The following is a 14140-nucleotide window of genomic DNA, read 5'->3' on the forward strand; positions in this document are numbered from 1 at the left end:
CGTAGGACCGGGGTGGCGGATCGGCTCGGGTTGCGCGCGGCGGCCCCTCGCCGGCGGGGGCGCCGGTAGCGTCACGGCGATGCGGGTGACGTCCGGCGCGGAGCTGTCCCGGCTGCCGCGCGAGCGGCCGGTGCTGGTGCTGGTGGGCGGCGCGGACGGGATGGCCGCCGAGCCGCTCGCGGCGCTCGGCGCGGCGCTGGCCGACCTGGTGCCGGTGCTGGACGAGCTGGGCGCCGTCGTCGTGGACGGCGGCACCGACACGGGTGTCATGCGCGCCGCGGGTCGGGCCCGCGCCGCGGCGGGCGGTCGGTTCCCGCTGATCGGGGTCGTCGCGGACGGGGTGACCGCGACCTACGAGCCGAACCACACCGACCTCGTGCTGGTGCCGGGCGACCGGTGGGGCGCGGAGGCGCCGTGGCTCGCGGACGTCGCCGGGGTGGTCGCGGGGTCGCGGCCGTCGGTCACCGTGCTGGCCAACGGCGGCGGGATCGCGTACGAGGACGCCGCGCTGAGCCTGGCGCGTGGCCGCCGCCTGGTGGTGGTGCGGGGCACCGGCCGCACGGCCGACGCGATCGCCGGGCGCGCCGGGCCGAGGGCGGCGCGGATCGCCGCCTCGCCGCTGACCGCCGTGGTCGGGTTGCCGGGGCTCGTCGCGCACGTCGGTCGGGTCCTGCGGGAGGCGGGCGGCGCCTGAGCGGGGCGGGCATCCGACCGGGTCTGGCCGGCCGACGCCGCGTCACCGGGCGGTGGGTGCGGCTGGTGCCGACGACGGCCACCGCCGCGACCGGCGTGGCGGCCGGCGCAGGACGCGGTGCGCCGCGAGCACCCCATGTGGCCCGGACCGCCCCGAACCGATCCCGCCGAGCCGACCGGCATCCCACCGCTGACGAGCCGCGCGACCCACGCGCCGTGCCGGGCACCCCCGCCCCCGTCCCGCGCCGCCGCCGCTCCCCCGGACGCGGAGCCGCACCGGGCGAGTGGTGCGCGCGGGACGGCAGCGCCGACGCCGTGATCGGCTGGGCCGCGAGATGACCTCCTGGCGTCTTGATCGATCACGCGACAGTATGGGGAACATGCCTGCCAATCTTGAGAGCTCCGCCGACGTGGCCGTGGAGAACGACTACGACAGCTTCGCCGAGGCGTACGCGGCCGAGAACGACAGCAGCCTCGTCAACGCCTACTACGCCCGGCCCGCGATCCTGGACCTGGCCGGCGACGTGGCCGGCCGGCGGATCCTCGACGCCGGTTGCGGCGCCGGCGCCGTGTCGGCGGCGCTGCGCGACCGCGGTGCCGTCGTGACCGGCTTCGACCGGAGCGCCCGGATGGTGGAGCTGGCCCGGCAGCGCCTCGGCGCCGACACGGACCTGCGGGTCGCCGACATCACCCGACCGCTGCCGTACCCCGACGGCGCGTTCGACGACGTCGTCGCCGCCCTGGTGCTGCACTACCTGGAGGACTGGACCGGACCGCTGGCCGAGCTGCGGCGGGTGCTGAAGCCCGGTGGCCGGCTGATCGTGGTGGTCAACCACCCCATCATCCTCAAGATGGCGCATCGCGAGAGCGACTACTTCGCGACCACCAAGTGGTCCGACGAGTACGACTTCAACGGCCGGAAGGCCGTGCTCACCTACTGGCACCGGCCGCTGCACGCGATGACCGACGCCTTCACCGCGGCCGGCTTCCGCACGGCCGTCATCAGCGAGCCGCCGCCGGCGCCGGAAGCCCACGAACTCTTCCCCGACGAGATGGCGAGGTTCCCCTCCGGGGCCTTCCTGAGCTTCCTGTTCTTCGTCCTGGAGGCCGCCTGACCGCGGCGCATGAATGACAAAGCCGCTCCCGAGCTTGAGTTCGTCGCGGCACGCCTCAGTCAGGGACCGGTCCTACCCGGACAGGCTGTCCAACGGATGCATCCGGGTCAGCGCCCAGGTCCTGATCCGGCGCTGATCAAGGTAGCGGGCGTGCGACTTCGGCTGCCCGGTGCCCGAGACGCCCGTCCACCGACCCCGAGCGCGACACCGGCCCGGTGTCGGCGCGGCCGTCCACGCTCGTCGCCCCGCCCGGCGTCGGACCGCTCGCCGAGCCCTGCCGGAGCCCCCGGAGCACGACAAACGGAACCACGGTCGAGCTAAAAGTTGTCACTCGGCAATCACACAGAGTATGGTCTAGACCTGCCGCCGCGTTGGGTGAATGTCCTGCCCAGAGCGGTTCACGCTGCTTCGGGTAAGGGGGTGCCCAGCGAAGTTCCCGCCCTCCCGAAAGGAGCCGACATGGCTCTCCGCCGAAGGATCGCCGCACTGGCGGCCGGTGTTCTCGCCGCGCCGCTCGTGGTCGTCGCACTGCCGACGGCACCGGCGTTCGCCCACGGATACGTGTCGTCGCCGCCGAGCAGGCAGGCCCAGTGCGCGAAGGGCACGGTGCCCTGCGGCAGCATCAAGTACGAGCCGCAGAGCGTCGAGGGCCCCAAGGGCCTGCGCACCTGCCACGGCGGCAACGCCGGGTTCGCCGAGCTGAACAACGACAGCAAGGGCTGGAAGGTCACCAACGTCGGCCGGAGCGTCACGTTCAACTGGGTGTTCACCGCCCGCCACCGCACCGCCAACTACGAGTACTACGTCGGCGGCCAGCGGGTCGGGTACGTGGACGGCAAGATGCAGCAGCCGCCGTCGACGGTGTCCCACACCGTCAACCTCGGCAACGTGTCGGGCAAGCAGAAGGTCCTCGCGATCTGGAACATCGGGGACACCTCGAACGCGTTCTACGCCTGCATCGACGTCAACGTGAGCTGATGACGCGGTTCTGAACACCGGTGGGGGCGTGCCAGCCTGTAGGCACGCCCCCACCACCGCGTCAGATGGTGAAACCGCCGTCGACGTGCAGCTGCGCGCCGGTGAGGTAACCGGCCTCCGGCGACGCCACGAAGGCCACCAGGGCGGCGACCTCGTCCGGCTCGGCGTACCGGCCGACCGCCGTGAAGCCCCGGATCACGTCCGCGAACGGGCCGTCCGCCGGGTTCAGGTCGGTGTTCGTGGGCCCGGGGCTCACCAGGTTCACGGTGATGCCGCGCGGCCCCAGCTCACGCCCCAGCGCCTTGGTGAGGCCCACCAGCGCCGCCTTGCTCGCCGAGTACAGCGACAAGCCGGGGAAGGGCGCCCGCTCGGCCACGTTGCTGCCGATGCCGATGATCCGGCCGCCCTCGCCCAGGTGCGGCAGCGCCGCCTTCACCGCCACCCACGGCGCGCGCACGTTCAGGTCGAACGTGCGGTCGAAGTCCGCCACACCCAGCTCCTCGACCGGGCCCACGAGGTAGGCGGCGGCGTTGTTCACCAGGATGTCCAGGCGTCCCAGCGCGCCGACCGCCTCGTCCACGGCCGCCGTGACGGCGTCCGCGTCCGCGCCGTCGGCCCGGATCGCCACCACCCGGCGGCCGAGCGCCTTCACCCGCTCCACGATGTCGTCCGCGTTGTTCCGACAGGTCACCGCGATGTCCGCGCCGTCGCGGGCCAGCCGCGCCGCGACCGCCGCGCCGATGCCCCTGCTGCCGCCCGTGACCAGCGCGACCTTGCCTTCGATGTGCATGGGGACGATCTTCGACGGCTCCCGGCGACGGGTCCGGCGGCAATCGGACGCCGTGCCGGCGGCGCCGGAAATCCGTTGCGCGGTGTCACCCGATTGCCTAGCGTTCCCGGTACACGAGGAAGGAGGTGGTCCGAAGTTGTATAGCTACAGGACTCGTCGTGAGGTGGCTGTCCGCTAGGACCGGCCTTTCCCAGGTGGTCCGGGCGAATCCCAGGCAGCCACCCGGCCCCCGTGACCCCGAGCCCAGTCCAGCTCGGCCCGCACCCCGTGCGGGAAGCGGTCAGGGGGCCGTTTCACGTTCCAGGTGCCGCCGCACCACGCGCAGGTCGGCCAGGAACCCGGCGTACGCCTCGGCCCGGTCGGGCGCGCGCAGCACCGCCGACGGGTGCACGGTGGCGATCACGTGGTGGCCCTCGTCGCTGCGCTCCAGCCGCCCCCGGCGCTCGCTGACCTTGTAGTCGACGCCCAGCACGGCCTTCGCGGCGGTCGCGCCCAGGCAGACCACCAGGTCCGGGCGCACCTCGGCCAGTTCCGCGCGCAGCCACGGCAGGCACGCGACGACCTCGCCCCTGGCGGGCGTCTTGTGGATGCGGCGCTTGCCGCGCTCGGCGGGCACGAACTTGAAGTGCTTCACCGCGTTGGTCACGTAGACGCCCTCGCGCAACAGGTCCGCCTCGTCGAGCGCCTTGTCCAGCAGCTTCCCCGCGGGCCCCACGAACGGCTCGCCCTCGCGGTCCTCCACGTCGCCGGGCTGCTCGCCGACGAGCAGCAGGCGCGCGTCCGGCGGACCCGACCCGAACACCGTCTGGGTCGCCGGCCCGTACAGGTCGCAGCCCCGGCACCCGCGCGCTGCGGCGCGCAGCGCCGCCAAGTCCGCGCCCTCGGGCACGAACGGGGCGGCGCTGCGCTTGCGCACGGTCAGTGGCCGTCGGGGCGGAAGGCGTCCTTGACCTTCTCGCCGGCCTGCTTGAGCGCGCCCTTGGCCTGCTCGGCCTTGCCCTCCGCCTGCCACTGCTCGTTGTCGGTGGCGTCGCCGAGGGTCTCCTTGGCGCGACCCTTCATCTCCTCGGCCTTGTTGCTGACCTTGTCGTCGGCACCCATGAGCGGTCCTTTCGTCGACATCAGGTCCCACCCGAGGCATACCCACCGGGGCCGCCGGGAAACCCGGCGGCCATGACCAGCCGGATCATCGCCATCGCCCTGGACAGCCCCGCCGACCACACGGCCCTGCGCGGGTTCTGGTGCGCCGCCCTCGACTACCGGGTGTCCCGGACGTGGCGCGACGCGAAGGGCGTCGAGTACGCGGAGCTGTCCGGCGACGGGCCGGTGCTGCTCCTCCAGCCCGTCGACGAGCCGAAGCGGGTCAAGAACCGGCTGCACCTCGACCTCGCGGCGGACGGCGACCGGGACGCCGAGGTGGCGCGGCTGGTCGGGCTCGGCGCGCGGGTCGTCGACCGCGACCCGGAGCTGCCCTGGGTCGTGCTGGCCGACCCGGCGGGCAACGAGTTCTGCGTCCTCCCGCCGCGCTGAGGACCCTCCGGTTTCTCCTCCGCACCCGGCTCTACTACGGTGATCGTCTACGCGGTTGAAAAGCCAGCCGCAAGCCACCCGGCGCCCAGCCCTTGGGCACCAGGGTCAGCGTCAGCTGAGGGCTTGCCGGAGCTGGCACCGCCTGCCCTCGCATGCGCCGCTGACCCGGTTTCGACGTGCGAGAGGAGCCCGACCGTGGTCGGGGACGACGGACTGGACGAAACGCTTGCCGCGCGGATCGCCAGCCTTGAGGCCGAGGTGATGGGACTGCGCAAGGCGGTGCAGACCCGCACCGTCATCGGACAGGCCACCGGCCTGATCGCGGCCGTGCAGGGCTGCACGCCCCAGCAGGGCTTCCAGCTGCTGGTAGCCATGTCGCAACACCACAACGTCAAGCTGCACACCATCGCGGTGAAGCTGCTCGACCTCGCGGCCGAACTCGGGCCGCGCCAAGCCGTGCGCGCGGTGCACCTGTCGGCCGAGTCGAACGGCGCGGTGGCACCAGCGGACTGGCCCGGCGTCGAGGTCGTGCACGCGGCACGGCGGCTGGTCGCGGCCTACGACGCGGCGGGCACGGCCGGTGACGAGCACCCGGACGTGCGAAGACAGCTGGCCGACCAGATCACCCTGGCCGGTCAGCTGCTGGCGGAGAAGTTGACCGAGGTCGGCTGGCTGCCCGACAGCTGAACGACCGCGAACGACTCGGCGGGCAGGCGCACCGCCTGCCCGGCCGCCTCCGCCGCGTCGGACGCGAGCAGCACCTCGCCGGGCGCGCCGAGCGGCACCTCCGCGGCCGGGCCGAGGTTGCACACCACCCGCAGCGCGCCCCGGTGCAGCACCAGCACGTCACCCGAACAGGTGACGTGGAAGCGGTCCAGCCGGGGATCGGCCAGTTCCGGCCGCGACCGGCGCAGCGCGATCAGCGACCGGTACAGGTCGAGCACCCGGCGGTGCGGCTCGGCCGACAGCTCGTCCCACGCCAGCGTCGAGCGCTCGACGGTGGCCGGGTCCACCGGGTCGGGCACCTCCGACTCGCCCCACCCGTGCCGGGCGAACTCCCGCCGCCGCCCGGTGCGCACCGCCTCCGCCAGCTCCGGGTCGGGGAACGAGGCGAAGAACTGCCACGGCGTGCTCGCCGCCCACTCCTCGCCCATGAACACCATCGGCGTGTACGGGGAGCAGAACACGATCGCCGCGCCCACCGCGAGCCGCCCGAACGGCACCGTCGCCGACAGCCGGTCGCCCACCGCCCGGTTGCCGACCTGGTCGTGGTTCTGGAGGTAGGCGAGGAACCGGTAGCCGGGCAGGCGGCGGTCCACCGGCCGCCCGTGGTGCCGCCGCCGGAACGACGACCAGGTGCCCGCGTGGAGGAACACGTCCCGCAGGGTCCGGGCCAGCGCGCCCTCGAAGTCCGGGTAGTACCCGGTGGTCTCCCCGCTCAGCGCCACGTGCAGCGCGTGGTGCAGGTCGTCGGACCACTGCGCGGCCAGCCCGTACCCGCCCGCCTCGCGCGCGGTGACGAGCCGGGCGTCGTTCAGGTCGGACTCGGCAATCAGCGTCAGCGGCCGGCCGAGCGCCGCCGACAGCGCGTCCACCTCCTCCGCGAGCTGCTCCAGCACGTGCCGGGCGCCGCGGTCCACCAGCGCGTGCACCGCGTCCAGCCGCAGCCCGTCGACGTGGAAGTCGCGCAGCCAGCCGAGGGCGTTGTCGACGACGTAGCGGCGCACCTCGTCGGAGTCCGCGCCGTCCAGGTTCAGGCCAGGGCCCCAGTCGTTGCTGCCCGCGAAGTACGGCCCGAACCGGTCCAGGTACGCGCCCGACGGCCCGAGGTGGTTGTAGACCACGTCCAGCAGCACGGCCAGTCCTCGCGCGTGGCAGGCGTCCACGAACCGCTTGAACCCGTCCGGCCCGCCGTACGGCTCGTGCACCGCGCCCCACAGCACGCCGTCGTAACCCCAGCCCGCGACGCCGTCGAACGCGTTCACCGGCATGACCTCGACGTGCGTGATCCCCAGGTCGACCAGGTGGTCGAGCCGCTCCACCGCGCCGTCGAAGGTGCCCGCCCGCGTGAACGTCCCGACGTGCAGCTCGTAGATCACCGCGCCCGGCAGCGCCCGCCCGGTCCACGACCCGTCGGTCCACTCGAACGCCGAGTGGTCGTAGACGCGGGACGCCTCGTGCACGCCGTGCGGCTGCCACCGCGACCGGGGGTCGGGCAGCGGGTCGCCGTCGAGGACGAACGCGTAGTCGGTGCCGTCGACGGGCGAGTGCCACCACCCGCCGTCGCCGGCCGTCATCTCGTGATCCTGCCCGTCGACCCGCACCGCGACGCGCTCGTGGTGGGGCGCCCACACCGAAAAGCTCACCGATCTCCTCGCACCAGCAGTGCCACCGGGTAGTGGTCCAACAGGTCGGCCAGGCGGGTCGCCGCGGGCCGGGACGTCAGCACGTCGGTCCAGCGGCCCGGCGGCAGCGGCAGCTCCGTGTCGCCCCAGCCGCCCGCCTCGGCCAGGCCCACCGGCAGGCGGGTCGCCACCGCGACCAGGCCGGAGCGCTCGAACGCGACCAGGTGGTCGGCCGCCGGCCCCGCCGCGCGCAGCGGCCGGTAGCCGCGGAACAGCTCGGGCCGCGCCCGGCGCAGCGCCAGCGCCCGGTGCACCACCAGCAGCTTGGCCGCGCCCGAGTCGTCCACCGCGGGCAGCCACCCGGCGCGGACCCGGTCCAGCAGCCCGCGGCGCACCGCGTAGTCCACCGGCCGCCGGTTGTCCGGGTCGACCAGCGACAGGTCCCACAGCTCGGTGCCCTGGTACACGTCCGGCACGCCGGGCGCGGTGAGCTGGAGCAGCTTCTGCCCCAGCGCGTTGGACCAGCCGTGCGGCGCGATCCGGGAGACGAACTCCGCCACCTCGCCGGCGACCGGGCCGCCCAGCACCTGCTCCGGCCACGCCGCGACGGCCGCCTCGAACTCCTCGTCGTGGTCGACCCACGTGGTGCGGACCTTGGCCTCCTTGGCCGCCTTGTCCAGGTAGGCCGCCATCCGCTCGGCGGTGATGGGCCACGCGCCCACCAGCGACTGCCACGCCAGCGCGGCCAGCGACGGCTCGTCGATCGGGTGCGCGGATGACCAGCGCCGCACGGCGGCGGCGAACTCGTCGGGCAGCTCGGCCAGCACCGCGAGCCGCGCCCGCACGTCCTCGGACCGCTTGGTGTCGTGGGTGGACAGCGCGGTCATCGCGGCGGGCGACCCGGCCTCCCGCGCGGCGGCCCGCGCGTGGAACTCGGCGGGCGGCACCCCGAACCGGTCCGGCGCGCCGCCGACCTCGTTCAGCGCCACGAACCGGGTGTACCGGTAGAACGCGGTGTCCTCGGTGCCCTTGGCCACGACCATGCCGGAGGTCTGCTGGACGCGGGTGGCCAGCTCGCCGCGCGGGTCCGCCCGCACCTGCTCGTCCAGCGCCCGCGCGGCGGGCGACGTCGCGGCCGCGACCGCCGCGCGCCAGGCGTCCCAGCCCTCCGGCAGGTACGACCGGTACACCGGGAACGCGACCATCACCTGCGCCACGGCGTCCTCGGCCTGCGCCCGGTCGGGGTGGTCGACCAGCGCGGCGATCCGCCGCACCTCGGCGCGCAGGATGCTCCGCGCCACCAGGTCGCGGCACTCGCGCTCGACCGCCGCGAAGTCCACCGGCACGCCCAGCTCCGCGGCCAGCGCCGTGATCGCGGGCTCGCCCGCCGGGTCCACGAACACACCGCACACCTCGCGCAGCGCGTCGTAGCCCGTGGTGCCGTCCACCGGCCAGCTCGCCGGCAGCGCCTCGTCGGGCCCGAGGATCTTCTCGACCACGAGCCAGCAGCCCGCGCGCTCCTTGAGCCGCCGCACGTACCCGCCGGGGTCGGCCAAGCCGTCGGGGTGGTCCACCCGCAGCCCGGTCACGTCGCCCGCCGCGACCCACCGCAGCACCTCGCGGTGCGTCGCGTCGAACACCTCCGGGTCCTCCACCCGCACGCCGGCCAGCGTGGTGATGTCGAAGAACCGCCGGTAGTTCAGCTCGGCGTTGCCGCGCCGCCAGAACACCAGCCGGTAGTGGTCGTGCTCGCGCTCGTCCTCCGGCGACCCGGCGAACGGCAGCAGCAGCGGGCCCGCGGACCGGTCGACGTCGAAGTAGCCCGCGTAGGGCGAGTCCTCGCCGCGCTGGAGCACGTCCCACCACCAGGGGTTGGCGGGGCTGTCGTCCACCGCCATGTGGTTGGGCACGATGTCCAGCACCAGGCCGAGGCCGGCTCGCCGGAGCGCCTTGCCGAGCGCCTGCCTGCCGGTCTCGCCGCCGAGCTCCTCGCGCGCCCGCGTCGGGTCCACCACGTCGTAGCCGTGCGTCGACCCCGGCACGGCCTCCAGCAGCGGAGAGGCGTAGAGCGCGCCGACGCCCAGCGCGTCGAGGTAGTCGACGACGGCCTCGGCGTCGGCGAAGGTGAAGTCGGGGGTGAACTGGATGCGGTACGTCGACGCGGGCGGGGTCATTCGACGCCCGTCCGCTGGAGCACCACCAGCGACCGCGCGGTCAGCGCGACCGTGCCGCCCGCGGGCACCGCCTCGCCGCGCTCGGCGTCCCGCACCACACCGGTCGCCGTGTCGACCACGACCGTCCACTGCGGACCGTAGCTCGGGTCGGGCAGGGTGATCGCGATGTCCTCGTGGTGGGCGTTGAACGCCACCAGGAACGAGTCGTCGAGCACGCGCATCCCGCGCGGGTCCAGGTCGGGTATGCCCTCGCCGTTGAGGAACACCACGACGCACCGGCCGAAGTCGTCCTCCCAATTCTGCTCGGTCATCTCCTCGCCCGACGGCGTGAACCACGCGATGTCGCGCAGCTCGTCGCCCTTGCGGATCGGCTTGCCCTGGAAGAACCGGCGCCTGCGCAGCACCGGGTGCGCGCGGCGGAACGCGGTGAGCGCGGCGGTGAAGTCCAGCAGGTCGCGGTTCTTCTCGACCAGCGTCCAGTCCACCCAGGACAGCTCGTTGTCCTGGCAGTAGGCGTTGTTGTTGCCCCGCTGGGTCCGGCCCAGCTCGTCGCCGTGCAGGAGCATCGGCACGCCCTGCGACAGCAGCAGCGTCGCCAGCAGGTTGCGCCGCTGGCGGGCGCGCAGTTCGTTGACCTCCGGGTCGTCGGTCGGGCCCTCGACGCCGCAGTTCCACGAGCGGTTGTCGTCCGCGCCGTCGCGGCCGTCCTCGCCGTTGGCGTCGTTGTGCTTGTCGTTGTAGGACACCAGGTCGTTGAGGGTGAACCCGTCGTGGGCGGTGACGAAGTTGACCGACGCGTAGGGCCGGCGGCCGTCGTCCTGGTAGAGGTCGGAGGAGCCGGTGATGCGGGACGCGAACTCGCCCAGCGTGGCGGGCTCGCCGCGCCAGAAGTCGCGCACGGTGTCCCGGTACTTGCCGTTCCACTCGGTCCACAGGGGCGGGAAGTTGCCCACCTGGTAGCCGCCCGGCCCGACGTCCCACGGCTCGGCGATCAGCTTGACCTGGCTCACCACCGGGTCCTGCTGCACCAGGTCGAAGAACGTCGACAGCCGGTCCACGTCGTAGAACTCGCGGGCCAGGGTGGCGGCGAGGTCGAACCGGAAGCCGTCCACCCGCATCTCGGTCACCCAGTACCGCAGGGAGTCCATGATCAGCTGGAGGGTGTGCGGGCTGCGCACGTTGAGCGAGTTGCCGGTGCCGGTGTAGTCCATGTAGTACTCGGGCTCGTCGTCCACCAGCCGGTAGTACGCCTGGTTGTCGATGCCGCGCATGGACAGCGTCGGCCCGAGGTGGTTGCCCTCGGCGGTGTGGTTGTAGACCACGTCGAGGATGACCTCGATGCCCGCCTCGTGCAGGGCGCGCACCATGCCCTTGAACTCCTGCACCTGGTTGGCCTGCTCCGGCAACGCGGCGTAGCCGTCGTGCGGCGCGAAGAACCCGATCGTGTTATAGCCCCAGTAGTTGCGCAGGTCCTTCTCGGTGAGCCCGTGGTCGGTGACGAACTGGTGCACGGGCATCAGCTCGACCGCCGTCACGCCCAGCGACTTGAGGTGGTCGATCACCGCCGGGTGCGCCAGCCCCGCGTACGTGCCGCGCAGCCGCGGCGGCACCTCCGGGTGCTGCATGGTCAGGCCGCGCACGTGCGCCTCGTAGATGACCGTCTCGTTGTACGGCGTCTTCGGCGGCCGGTCGTTGGCCCAGTCGAAGAACGGGTTGACCACCACCGACAGCGGCACGTGGCCGGCCGAGTCCTGGTCGTTGCGCTCGTGCGGCTTGCCGAACCGGTAGCCGAACAGCGACTCGTGCCAGTCGACGCCGCCCGTGATCGCCTTGGCGTACGGGTCGATCAGCAGCTTGTTCGGGTTGCACCGCAGACCCTGCGCGGGGTCGTGCGGTCCGTGCACGCGGTAGCCGTACTTCTGGCCGGGACCGACGCCCAGCAGGTAGCCGTGGTGGACGAAGCCGTCCACCTCCGGCAGCCGCACGCGCGTCTCGGTCCCGTCGTCGTCGAACAGGCACAGCTCGACGTACTCCGCGACTTCGGAGAAGAGGGTGAAGTTGGTACCTACGCCGTCATAACCCGCGCCGAGCGGGTAGGGCGTTCCGGGCCAGGGCCGCAGCACTGATGCTCCTCGGGGGCGAGCTGGAACGAATGCCTCTCGGGGACGAGCGGGAACTGGTCGACCCTGCGCTGCTGGATCACGTCCTCCGGGCCTGCGACCGGACGAGCCTGCCGCGGGCCGCGACGAGCAGCAGCCTGGCCTCCTGGAGTTCGCCGTACCGCAGGTGCTCGGTGGCGGCCTCGGCGCAGGCCACGGCCTGCACCAGGGCGTCGTCGGTGCCCGGACCGGCGCGGCGCAGCGCTTCCCGGAGGGTTTCCTCGGCGGTGAGCGCGCCGGACAGCGGGTCCGCGAGGTTCGACGGGCGGACCGCGTCCAGGGCGCTCTCCACGGCCAGTTCGAGCACGTCCGCCGAACGCGGCGGGATGACCTGTTCAGGCACCAGCCCGGTGCGGGAGACCAACTCGGTGTTCACGGGAGAATGCCACCTCCAACCATGACGCGGTGACTGACAGACGATACTCCGCACCGGTGCGGGTCGCGTGACGAGCGGGTTCCCGCTCAGCGCCCGCGACCCGCCGCCAGGGCGGCGGCCACCGCGCGCACCCGCGCGTCGGTGAAGAACTCCGACAACCGCACCGGCAGCGGTATCCGCCAGTTCGGGTACTCGTCGACGGTGCCCGGCAGGTTCGGCTGGCGGATCTCGCCGAGCGCGTCCTGGGGTGAGGTGAGCAGCAACGACGAGGGCGCCTTCGCCAGGAGGGCGTGGAACGCGGTGACGAGGTCATCGACGGCCAGACCTTCCTGTTCGAGGAGCGCGACCAGTTCGGCGCGCTCGCGCCCGGCAGCGTGGTATTCCCCGTCCACGTCGCCTTCAAACTGCCCCAGTTCGGCTCGCACCCGAACGTGTTCCGCCGCCAGGAACCCGGCCGCGGTCGGCAGGTCGTGGGTGGAGATGCTGGCCATCGCGGACCCGGTCCACTCGGCAGGCGGGATCAGCGGGTGGCCGGGCCGCTCGTAGTCGCGCTGGAACCACAGGACGGCGGAGCTGAGCATCCCGTGCTCGTGCAGCGCCTCGGTGACCTTCGGCTCGACGGTGCCCAGGTCCTCGCCGACGACGACCGCGCCCGCCCGGTGCGCCTCCAGCGTCAGCACGGCCAGCATCGCTTCGTCGTCGTAGCGCACGTAGGTACCGCGCGCGGGCGACTCGCCCGGCGGTATCCACCACAGCCGCCACAGCCCGGCGACGTGGTCGACGCGGATGCCGTCGGCGTGCGCGAGGACGTTGCGGATGACCGCGCGGAACGGCTCGTAGCCCTGCTCCGCCAGCCGGTCGGGCCGCCACGGCGGCAGGCCCCAGTCCTGGCCCTGCCTGCTGAACGCGTCCGGCGGCGCGCCGACCCGGACGTCCGGCGCGAACGCGTCCCGCACCGCCCACGTGTCCGCGCCGCCGGGGTGCACGCCGACCGGCAGGTCGTGGACGATGCCGACGGCCATCGCGCCGGCCGCCCGGCGCGCGGCGGCCAGCTGCTGCTCGCACAGGTGCTGGAGCCAGGCGTGGAAGGCGACGCGGTCGGGGTCGGCGGTCGCGGTGGCCGGGTCGCGCTGCTGCTCGGGCCAGGCGCGCCAGTCCGGGCCGTGCACCTCGGCCAGCGCGCAGAACCGGGCGAAGTCGCGCAGCTCGCCGGTCGGCTCGACGTGCTCCACGCGGGTCCAGAGCAGTTCGAGCGCGGCCTTCTTGGCCAGCCACACGGCGTCGTAGTCGATCAGCTCGGTGTCGTTGTCCGGCCGGAGCGCGTCCACCGCCGCCCTGGTCGCCGCGTCGGCGTCCCGGTAGGCGGGCACGTCGGCGACCCGCAGGTACAGCGGGTTCGCGAACCGGCGGCTCGCGGGCGAGTAGGGCGACCGCTCGACCGGGGTGGTGGGGCTGATCGCCTGGACCGGGTTGACCAGCAGCACGCCCGCGCCGAGGTCGTCGGCGGCGCGGCGGGCGGTGGTCGCCAGGTCGCCGAAGTCGCCCATGCCCCACGACTCGTCCGACCTCATCGCGTAGAGCTGGAGCATCAGGCCCCACGTGCGCGGTGGCGGCGGTAGCCGGCGGGGCGCGACGATCACCGTGCGGTCGCCCAGCCGGTGGTAGCCGGGCGGGAGCGCGGCGGGCAGGGCGACGGAGCCGCCGTCCTCCAGCGCGGCGACGCCCGGCCCGTCGAGCACGTCGCCCTCGCGCAGCACGACGGTCCTCGGCTCGGGCCGGGGCGCGGCCAGCGCGCGCCGCACCGCCCCCGGTGTCGAGGCGTCCACGTCCAGTTGGGCCAGCACGGCGACCACGACGTCGGCGTCGACGTCCACCCGGCGCTGCCCGGCGTCCTCGTAGTGGGTGGCCACGCCGTGTCGTTCGGCCAGTGCGATCAGCTCGTCGTCCACGTGGGACAGCTTCGCGGCACGGGGCGACCGG

13 protein-coding genes are annotated in these 14140 nt (G+C 73.6%); 5 read left to right on the forward strand and 8 right to left on the reverse strand.

From position 1 onward, the window contains the following. Nucleotides 1-79 precede the first annotated feature (79 nt). From C8E97_RS34935 to C8E97_RS24770, 3 genes are all read left to right on the forward strand, one after another. A complete protein-coding gene (locus C8E97_RS34935) occupies nucleotides 80-694 on the forward strand; it encodes a hypothetical protein (protein WP_170211986.1) in 615 nt (204 codons plus the stop codon). 379 nt (nucleotides 695-1073) lie between these two features. Continuing rightward, the gene (locus C8E97_RS24765) at nucleotides 1074-1808 is read left to right on the forward strand and encodes a class I SAM-dependent methyltransferase (RefSeq protein ID WP_121012284.1); all 735 of its coding nucleotides are present in this window, start codon (nucleotides 1074-1076) and stop codon (nucleotides 1806-1808) included. 459 nt (nucleotides 1809-2267) lie between these two features. Then, the gene (locus tag C8E97_RS24770; RefSeq protein WP_121007877.1) at nucleotides 2268-2786 is read left to right on the forward strand and encodes a lytic polysaccharide monooxygenase auxiliary activity family 9 protein; all 519 of its coding nucleotides are present in this window, start codon (nucleotides 2268-2270) and stop codon (nucleotides 2784-2786) included. A gap of 61 nt (nucleotides 2787-2847) precedes the next feature. On the opposite strand, the gene C8E97_RS24775 is transcribed toward C8E97_RS24770, so the two are convergent. The 3 genes from C8E97_RS24775 to C8E97_RS35590 all read right to left on the reverse strand — a co-directional run bounded on the left by C8E97_RS24775 (nucleotide 2848) and on the right by C8E97_RS35590 (nucleotide 4677). Then, entirely contained in the window at nucleotides 2848-3576 is a 729-nt protein-coding gene (locus C8E97_RS24775; protein ID WP_121007878.1) for an SDR family oxidoreductase, read from the reverse strand. Nucleotides 3577-3856: 280 nt separating this feature from the next. Next, the gene (locus tag C8E97_RS24780; RefSeq protein ID WP_425470672.1) at nucleotides 3857-4498 is read right to left on the reverse strand and encodes a UdgX family uracil-DNA binding protein; all 642 of its coding nucleotides are present in this window, start codon (nucleotides 4496-4498) and stop codon (nucleotides 3857-3859) included. Further along, nucleotides 4495-4677, reverse strand: a complete 183-nt coding sequence (locus C8E97_RS35590) for a CsbD family protein (protein WP_121007880.1) — start codon at nucleotides 4675-4677, stop codon at nucleotides 4495-4497. The genes C8E97_RS24780 and C8E97_RS35590 overlap by 4 nt, the downstream gene beginning before the upstream one ends. 72 nt (nucleotides 4678-4749) lie before the next feature. Here C8E97_RS35590 and C8E97_RS24790 point away from each other — a divergent pair, with 72 nt between their 5' ends. Together C8E97_RS24790 and C8E97_RS24795 are read left to right on the forward strand one after the other, a co-directional pair. After that, nucleotides 4750-5106, forward strand: a complete 357-nt coding sequence (locus C8E97_RS24790; protein WP_121007881.1) for a VOC family protein — start codon at nucleotides 4750-4752, stop codon at nucleotides 5104-5106. Between the two features lie 195 nt (nucleotides 5107-5301). After that, entirely contained in the window at nucleotides 5302-5793 is a 492-nt protein-coding gene (locus C8E97_RS24795) for an ANTAR domain-containing protein (RefSeq protein ID WP_121007882.1), read from the forward strand. Here the strand turns inward: C8E97_RS24795 and treZ are convergent. The 5 genes from treZ to C8E97_RS24820 form a co-directional block, all read right to left on the reverse strand. Beyond that, on the reverse strand, nucleotides 5742-7472 hold the full coding sequence (gene treZ, locus C8E97_RS24800) for a malto-oligosyltrehalose trehalohydrolase (RefSeq protein WP_121007883.1): 1731 nt from the start codon (nucleotides 7470-7472) through the stop codon (nucleotides 5742-5744). The genes C8E97_RS24795 and treZ overlap by 52 nt on opposite strands. Beyond that, nucleotides 7469-9625, reverse strand: coding sequence for a malto-oligosyltrehalose synthase (gene treY, locus C8E97_RS24805; protein WP_121007884.1), 2157 nt, complete (start codon nucleotides 9623-9625; stop codon nucleotides 7469-7471). The genes treZ and treY overlap by 4 nt, the downstream gene beginning before the upstream one ends. Then, the gene (gene glgX, locus C8E97_RS24810) at nucleotides 9622-11745 is read right to left on the reverse strand and encodes a glycogen debranching protein GlgX (RefSeq protein WP_121012287.1); all 2124 of its coding nucleotides are present in this window, start codon (nucleotides 11743-11745) and stop codon (nucleotides 9622-9624) included. Before glgX ends, treY begins: the two co-directional genes overlap by 4 nt. A 79-nt stretch (nucleotides 11746-11824) precedes the next feature. Further along, nucleotides 11825-12160 carry a hypothetical protein gene (locus tag C8E97_RS24815; RefSeq protein WP_121007885.1) on the reverse strand — a complete coding sequence of 112 codons (336 nt, stop codon included), beginning with the start codon at nucleotides 12158-12160 and terminating at the stop codon, nucleotides 11825-11827. Between the two features lie 86 nt (nucleotides 12161-12246). After that, nucleotides 12247-14109 carry a 4-alpha-glucanotransferase gene (locus tag C8E97_RS24820; RefSeq protein ID WP_121007886.1) on the reverse strand — a complete coding sequence of 621 codons (1863 nt, stop codon included), beginning with the start codon at nucleotides 14107-14109 and terminating at the stop codon, nucleotides 12247-12249. Nucleotides 14110-14140: the final 31 nt, after the last annotated feature.

The sequence above is a fragment of the Saccharothrix australiensis genome, from assembly GCF_003634935.1.
Taxonomy (GTDB): domain Bacteria; phylum Actinomycetota; class Actinomycetes; order Mycobacteriales; family Pseudonocardiaceae; genus Actinosynnema; species Actinosynnema australiense.

What these genes read in the sequence shown, in the direction of transcription:
- C8E97_RS34935 (WP_170211986.1), top strand. Translation starts at nt 80, where the DNA reads ATGCGGGTGACGTCCGGCGCGGAGCTGTCCCGGCTGCCGCGCGAGCGG.
- C8E97_RS24790 (WP_121007881.1), top strand. Translation starts at nt 4,750, where the DNA reads ATGACCAGCCGGATCATCGCCATCGCCCTGGACAGCCCCGCCGACCAC.
- C8E97_RS24770 (WP_121007877.1), top strand. Translation starts at nt 2,268, where the DNA reads ATGGCTCTCCGCCGAAGGATCGCCGCACTGGCGGCCGGTGTTCTCGCC.
- C8E97_RS24765 (WP_121012284.1), top strand. Translation starts at nt 1,074, where the DNA reads ATGCCTGCCAATCTTGAGAGCTCCGCCGACGTGGCCGTGGAGAACGAC.
- C8E97_RS35590 (WP_121007880.1), bottom strand. Translation starts at nt 4,677, where the DNA reads ATGGGTGCCGACGACAAGGTCAGCAACAAGGCCGAGGAGATGAAGGGT.
- C8E97_RS24775 (WP_121007878.1), bottom strand. Translation starts at nt 3,576, where the DNA reads ATGCACATCGAAGGCAAGGTCGCGCTGGTCACGGGCGGCAGCAGGGGC.
- treY (WP_121007884.1), bottom strand. Translation starts at nt 9,625, where the DNA reads ATGACCCCGCCCGCGTCGACGTACCGCATCCAGTTCACCCCCGACTTC.